The organism is Gelatiniphilus marinus (assembly GCF_042684345.1).
In the GTDB taxonomy this organism is placed as follows: Bacteria; Bacteroidota; Bacteroidia; order Flavobacteriales; family Flavobacteriaceae; genus Gelatiniphilus; species Gelatiniphilus marinus.
In genome coordinates, this window is the sequence record NZ_JBHULK010000010.1 from 20,632 (window position 1) to 27,365 (window position 6,734).

Annotated in this window: 7 protein-coding genes; 2 read left to right on the forward strand and 5 right to left on the reverse strand. The window is 31.5% G+C overall.

Features of this window, described 5'->3' with window-relative positions; all coding sequences use genetic code 11:
• Positions 1-630 precede the first annotated feature (630 nt).
• The gene (locus ACFSQS_RS15705; RefSeq protein WP_038557445.1) at positions 631-1,854 is read left to right on the forward strand and encodes an MFS transporter; all 1,224 of its coding nucleotides are present in this window, start codon (positions 631-633) and stop codon (positions 1,852-1,854) included.
• 5 nt (positions 1,855-1,859) lie between these two features.
• Positions 1,860-2,747, forward strand: a complete 888-nt coding sequence (mph, locus tag ACFSQS_RS15710) for an Mph(E)/Mph(G) family macrolide 2'-phosphotransferase (RefSeq protein WP_038557444.1) — start codon at positions 1,860-1,862, stop codon at positions 2,745-2,747.
• Positions 2,748-2,996: 249 nt separating this feature from the next.
• Here mph and ACFSQS_RS15715 read toward each other — a convergent pair whose 3' ends face one another.
• The 5 genes from ACFSQS_RS15715 to ACFSQS_RS15735 all read right to left on the reverse strand — a co-directional run bounded on the left by ACFSQS_RS15715 (position 2,997) and on the right by ACFSQS_RS15735 (position 6,561).
• Positions 2,997-3,392, reverse strand: coding sequence for a hypothetical protein (locus ACFSQS_RS15715; protein WP_388021119.1), 396 nt, complete (start codon positions 3,390-3,392; stop codon positions 2,997-2,999).
• Between the two features lies 1 nt (position 3,393).
• A complete protein-coding gene (locus ACFSQS_RS15720; protein WP_388021121.1) occupies positions 3,394-4,137 on the reverse strand; it encodes an N-formylglutamate amidohydrolase in 744 nt (247 codons plus the stop codon).
• A 34-nt stretch (positions 4,138-4,171) separates the two neighbouring features.
• Positions 4,172-4,684, reverse strand: a complete 513-nt coding sequence (locus ACFSQS_RS15725; RefSeq protein ID WP_388021123.1) for a hypothetical protein — start codon at positions 4,682-4,684, stop codon at positions 4,172-4,174.
• A 171-nt stretch (positions 4,685-4,855) separates the two neighbouring features.
• Complete coding sequence (locus ACFSQS_RS15730) at positions 4,856-5,773, reverse strand: 3'-5' exonuclease (protein WP_388021125.1); 918 nt, start codon at positions 5,771-5,773, stop codon at positions 4,856-4,858.
• Between the two features lie 2 nt (positions 5,774-5,775).
• On the reverse strand, positions 5,776-6,561 hold the full coding sequence (locus ACFSQS_RS15735) for a hypothetical protein (protein WP_388021127.1): 786 nt from the start codon (positions 6,559-6,561) through the stop codon (positions 5,776-5,778).
• Positions 6,562-6,734: the final 173 nt, after the last annotated feature.

Consider the following 6,734-nt stretch of genomic DNA (forward strand, 5'->3'; position numbering starts at 1 on the left):
AAGAAAAACTAATTTTCTCATAGGTTAAAGTATTAGTGATTAATAATGATCCAAAACAAAGCATATAAAAATCAAAAAACAGTTAACGAGTGTTATTTAGTGTTAAGAAGTGTTAATTGGAGGAAATAAATTTCCAAGAGAGGAAGTCAGTCGTGATGTTTTAGTTGGTTTGATTTGGTGTCAGCGTTGGCAGGGCAGGCTCTTTTGGTTTTTTTATGTGGTGGGAGTTGCGGAGGGAAAAAACCAAATGTGCCTGCCGAGGGTTGGCTTTTTTTCAACCTTGTGCCCAACGTTCCGCGTATATGATTAGGTGCGGATTGCGGGATGCTTTCCTGTCGAAAAGCACCGAGGCTGATGCGGGAGATAATGCTGATTATCAGCACCGAAACCGCACTTAATTATATACGCTGTTGGCAACTGGGCTTTTTTACATCCAAATTCAGACTATTTATTTCTTCAAATTTAAAAAAATATTTCCTACCTTTGTGCGGTTATTTCCAATAAATTATACAACAAATGGCAAAGCCTTGGATAAAATAATAGGGTAATTCTCAAAATACCCACATTTTTTTAGATAGCTCTTCTCAGTGCTATCCATTTATTGTTGTATAATTTAATCAAGTTTATTTCATGGAGAACCAAAAATGGTTTAACACCTATATATTTATATGGGCTGGGCAATTTGTTTCAATGTTGACAAGTTATGCAGTCCAATTTGCTATTGTCATATGGCTTAGTCTGGAGTATCAATCCGCCGAGGTTTTAGCATATGCAGGTATAGCTGGAATATTGCCACAAGCTATTATTGGCCCGTTAGCAGGGGTATATATAGACCGTACTAATCGAAAACGTATCATGATTCTTTCTGATACTTTCATTGCTGTATGTGCTATTGTCTTGATATTTATCCTTAACAAGGAAACGGTAAATCTTGTATGGATTTATATCATGTTAGGTTTACGTTCGGTTGGCAATGCCTTTCATTCACCGGCTCTACAAGCTTTGGCTCCGCTAATTGTGCCTAAAAAAGAATTGCTAAGAGTTGCTGGTATTAATCAAATGTTACATTCGATTTGTAGTATTGGTGGTCCTGCACTTGGTACAGTGGCAATTGCCATATTGCCTATTTCAAATGTTTTGTATCTTGATTTGATTGGAGCATTACTGGCAATTTCTTCGCTTATGATGGTAAGAATACCACAGACAATAAAAGGTTCTAAATTTTCTGTTCATACAATATCAACCGAATTTATAGATGGGTTACATATCGTATCTAAAAATAGAGGTTTAAGTTACCTTTTTCTTTATGCCATGGCTATCACCTTTGTCATCATGCCTGCTGCAATTATGTTCCCACTACTGACAACAGGACATTATGGAGGAGGAAAATGGGAAATGGGCCTTGTTGAGATAGTTTGGGGGGGAGGCATGCTGATTGGTGGAGCTGTTTTAGGCTTGTTCAAAGTTGGGATGTCAAAGATTGTATTGGTTAATTCAATGTATATCATATTGGGGTTAACATTCCTTCTTAGCGGAGTTTTCCCAAAAGAATGGTTCATTGGATTTGTTCTGGTAACAGCAATTGGAGGTATTGGTTTATCTGTTTTTTATGCATGTTTTACTGCTATTGTCCAGATAACAGTAAAACCTGAAATGCTGGGACGAGTCTTTTCTCTTTATTACAGTTTGGCGGTATTGCCAAGTATAATCGGTTTATTGTTCACAGGCGTGATTGCAGAAAATATAGGTATAAACATCACTTTTATCATAAGTGGATGTTTGGCTATCGTTATTGGGTTGCTTTCGTATGGCTCTGAGAAACTTATGCAGTTAGGTAATAATTTAAAAAAATAAAACAAATGAAAAATACAGACATTCAGAAACTTGCAGAAAGACATGGTTTAATGCTTTCAGACAAGATGAAATTCAACGAAATGGGAATAGATTTCAAGGTTGGTTTTGCAACAGACAAAGATGAAAATCAATGGCTGTTGCGTATTCCCAGAAGACCCGATTTGGGTAAGCAGATTGCAAAGGAAAAACTAATTCTACAGTTAGTTTGCAAACATCTCACTGCGCAAGTTCCAGATTGGAAAATTGCGAACGAAGAGCTGGTAGCGTATCCATTATTGGATGGAAAACCCGCTTTGACTTATGATGCTGAAACTTATGAGGTTTCTTGGAATATGGATAAAGATAGTCCAAACTACATTCAGTCATTGGCTAAAATTTTGGTGCAACTCCATGCTATTCCGAAAGAAGAAGTTGTTCTGAATGGATTGGAAGTTACTACACCTGAAAGTCTGAGAAGCGAGATTTCCGAACGATTACGCTTGGTAAAATCCGAACTGGGCATAAGTAATGATTTAGAAAATCGTTACAAAAAGTGGTTGGATAATGATACACTGTGGCCGAACTTCACAAAATTCATTCATGGTGATTTGTATGCAGGACATATTCTAACATATGCCGATGGTAATGTATGTGGAATTATTGACTGGTCAACAGCCCGAATCAGTGATATTTCCCAAGATTTTTCAGGACATCTCACTGTTTTCGGAGAAGAAAGTCTCAAGTCTTTAATTTCAGAGTATGAAAAACAAGGTGGCAAAATATGGAATATGATTTTTGAGCAGGCCGTTGAGCGAGCTGCGGCTGCACCCTTGGCTTATGGTTATTTTGCTGTTGAAACACAGGATGAAGTCCATATAAACGGTGCTAAAGTCCAGTTAGGTGTTCAGCGATAATCGTGATTAACTTTTTATTATTTAGGGCTGGTCTTATTTTTTTGACCAGTCCTTTTATTAATCGAAACTTAATCTTTTTTCCTGGGGTTGATGTGTGTCGCTCTTAGCCTTGTTGCCAACGGTCTAGTGTATGATTTCGTTGCGTGTTTAAGCACTAAAGTTAGTAAATAAATCACAGATAGAAAGTCCGCAAGGACTTTCGTAAGTGGGCTATAACTAGCAATGAATTATACACATTGTTGGCAGTAGTTATTTTTTTATTCTCGGGTCAATTTTTTTATTTTTTTCAAACATTACAGTTTCATCTAAATATTCAATAATAGTTCTATTTTGTTTAAATTCTCTCATTAATTTCCTTGTTAATTCTTCAATTTCATATTTTAAAACTTCAATTTTTAATGGGAATTTAGGATAATTTATAAAACTTAATAATAAATGAGGTTCAACTTGACCACTCATAACAATATTACATTCAGATATTGAAACGCTTAAAAATATATTTTTATTCTTAATTAATTCATTTTGAATTTTTTGAATGTATTTTATGATTTTTGCCTTTTCAAGTAATTCTCCTGTATAGCCTAATTCAAGACCGAATGTGACCTTTGCCGAAAATGATTTTATAGTTTTTTTTGTTACTTCCACACTAAAATTCTGATTTTAACAATTCAATATATTCTTGAACTACTTCTTTTGTTTTTCCGTAATTTTCCGATTTCTCATTTGTTCCTTCTTTTAAGTATAGTTTTCTGTTAATTTCAAGCATTATAGATTCAACTTTTTTATTTTTTTGATAATATTCCATTGGCACAATTGAACCACTAAATGGGTAGTCAATTCCAAGTGTGAAATTTCTTTTTTTAAAAAAGTCTACGGAAATATCTATTAATTTTTTTGGTGTATGAAATCTATCTGTTCCAATATTATAATCAGGTCTTGGGACAACTTTATGTTGACTTCTTTTCATTGGAATGTTTGGAAAAGAATGACAGTCTAAAATTAATGCTCGATTATTTAGTTTTAATTGCTTTTCCACAGCATCATTTAATTTTGAATGATGCTTAAAATAGTATTCATTTAATATTTTATGCCTTAACTCTTTTGAGATAATTCTCATAGTTTCTCCATCATCAGTTTTTTCATATAAAACTCCCATCCCTACTTTTGCCATAGGTTCTTGCAAATCATCAGAAAATCTTTCAGGATCGCAAAAAATTCTTGAATATTCAAAAATTATACTTTCACAATTTTTAACACAATATAAATCTTGAGTATGCCAATCAGTTAGTTTGAAGATTTCATTTTCTAAAACTTTGTCTTCTAAAATGTAACCATCTTTTATTGGTATTTTATTTCCTGAGTGAGGAATATGCAGTATTAGTTTTTTCATAGTGCAATTGCCTTTTATTACACATTGGCAGTAGTTATTTTTTCATTCCTTTTTTAAGTTTCGATAATATATTAGGTGAAATAAATTCACTTATCGTATTGTTTGCAGTCTTCTGCTTTATCTTATTTTTTGAGATTTCTCGTTTAATGTTATTTTCTTTAAATTTTAATTCAGGATATTTTTTTATAAAATTGGTATGATTAAATTTTTTCTCAAAATATGTTTCAATATCAAATTTTTCCTTTTTCTTGTCACAGTACGTTTTAAAATATTCAACATTTTCAATACTCTTTTTGGCAATTCTACTTCCTTTCATTGCTCGTAATTTTGAGTATTTTTTTAATAAGGAATCATAGAGTATCTTATCGTGAACAGTTGTTACTTTAAAATTAAATTTTGCACAAATCAAATTAAATTGTTCTTTTCTTAATTTGAGTTTTTTTTCTTTGTGTTTGCTCGTTTTGGATTTATTTCCTTTGTATTTACCACCAACTGTCCAATTTTTACCAGCAAAATTTGTTGCGTTTCGACTTCCTCTTTTGCTCATATAAATCCAGTTTTATTTTTTTGCTTTAATTACTGCCAACGGTCTCGGCTATGAGTAGTTGCGTGGTTTAGCACTTAACTTTGCAAGTACACACCAAACTGAAAATCCGCAAGGATTTTCAGAAGTATGCGAGAACAAGCAATTACTTATAGCCATTGTTGGTGGTAGTTTTTATATTATTTTTCTTTTCTTTAATTCCCAATAACATTCAAAAGTAGCTTTTACATCATTTGAAGCATTGTGTGAGTCTTTTAATTCAGAGTTAAATAGTTTAAAATATAGTTCTGTCAATTTTGGCCATTTGTAGCCATAAGTACCTTTCAATGCACATAGGTTAATTGATTCTTCCATTGTACAAATTCTTTTCATATTAGAAAGTGAATCTGTCATATTACATCTTAAATATTCGGCTCTAACAATTTTCTCATCAAACTCAATGTTATGTGCAACTAAAACACCTGAATGCTTTGCAAGGTTGTCAAAACTTTGTAGAGCCAAAGATAAAGGAATTCCTTCTTCAATAGCTTTGTCAGTAGTAATACCATGAACATTAGAAGATTCTTCAGGAATTTTAAAATCAACTGGTTTTATTATAAAATCAGATTGATTAATAATTTTCCCATCTTTATCACTTAATATATAGGCAAGTTGAACTATTCTTGGCCAATTGTTTAAATCTGTTATAGGTGCTTTCCAATTTTTAGGAATCCCTGTGGTTTCTGTATCAAAAAAAAGTAAATATTCGTATTTGTTTTTTTGGTTGTTTTGATTTTCTTCCTGTTTTTGTAAAAGATTAATTTTATCAATTAAATCAGCTATTGAATTGTTTTCTTTGTCAACACATGAATCTAATATTCTCCAAATTGAAAGTTTTCTATATAGGTCTTTATATTCTTGGGTATTTGAGTTTAACTCTTTTAACTTTCTAAACTCGAAAATTTCTTTTTCGGTTGGTTTTAAGTTTTTTAATTCCTCATAAGTTTTTCCAAAATATCCAACGCCATCAATAGAATTAATATTATAATACTCTTTATCAAGTAAGCTTTTTATCCTGTTTTTATAAATTTCTGCAAGATTTGAATTATTCATTATTAAAGACGATTTTTTTCTATTTCTCGAAAAGATTCTACCGTTAAATGCATTTTGTAATTAGAACCCTTTTCAGGTGATACATTGTTAGGAAAAAGATTGTTATATGCTTGTGTTATGTTTGTAAAATTTTGATTTGAGTGACTATTTACTAAATTTATTATTGAATACTTTTCTTTGATGTTAAATAAATTTAGTAGTTCAGTATTTTTGAAATTGTCGATGACTTTTTGGAATAATGCTATATCACTTGTTACTATTTTAGACGAAATAGTTAGTCTTAAAAATAGAAACCAAAAAAGAGATTCGTAATTAAAGGCATTATCATTCATTAAAATATTGTTTTTATTTAGGCTTACTCTATTGACTTTAGTGTCAATTGAATCTAACAAGTATAATTTTTTATTTAACATTGAGTATGAGATTTCCTCAATTTCATTTTTACTATGAACAAACTCAATAACAAAAACGAATTTTTCTTTTAAAAAATGAGAGTTTTCTTTTTGAAATTCATTTCTATTATATAATTCAATAGCATTTTTATATCCCATATTTTTGCTAATGCAGACATTTAAAAAGTATTTAAATTGATTTTTATTTAGTTTAAATGCTAATGCTATTTTATAATATAACATTGCAGCAAATGGAGCTAAATAAGTAGACTTTTCATAATATTTTATTGCTAAATTTAGCTTTTCTTCAAGTTCGCTTGAGTCATTTTTTTCATTAATCAAGATAGATTCATTATACAATTCATCAGCCTTTTCCAGTAGTTCTTTTATGTTCATGAAGTAGTTGTTGTTTTCTGTTTTAGAAGCTGTGTCCAAATTACCACCAACGTCCCGCGCAGCTATGCGCTGTTTTGCAAAGTGAAAAGTAGTGAAACGTTTTCACTTTGCAAAATGGCGTATAGCTGCCTGTTCTGCGGCGTTTTCACGCCGTAGTGCAGGCAGCGCAGCTG

What these genes read in the sequence shown, in the direction of transcription:
- ACFSQS_RS15705 (WP_038557445.1), top strand. Translation starts at nt 631, where the DNA reads ATGGAGAACCAAAAATGGTTTAACACCTATATATTTATATGGGCTGGG.
- mph (WP_038557444.1), top strand. Translation starts at nt 1,860, where the DNA reads ATGAAAAATACAGACATTCAGAAACTTGCAGAAAGACATGGTTTAATG.
- ACFSQS_RS15720 (WP_388021121.1), bottom strand. Translation starts at nt 4,137, where the DNA reads ATGAAAAAACTAATACTGCATATTCCTCACTCAGGAAATAAAATACCA.
- ACFSQS_RS15725 (WP_388021123.1), bottom strand. Translation starts at nt 4,684, where the DNA reads ATGAGCAAAAGAGGAAGTCGAAACGCAACAAATTTTGCTGGTAAAAAT.
- ACFSQS_RS15730 (WP_388021125.1), bottom strand. Translation starts at nt 5,773, where the DNA reads ATGAATAATTCAAATCTTGCAGAAATTTATAAAAACAGGATAAAAAGC.
- ACFSQS_RS15735 (WP_388021127.1), bottom strand. Translation starts at nt 6,561, where the DNA reads ATGAACATAAAAGAACTACTGGAAAAGGCTGATGAATTGTATAATGAA.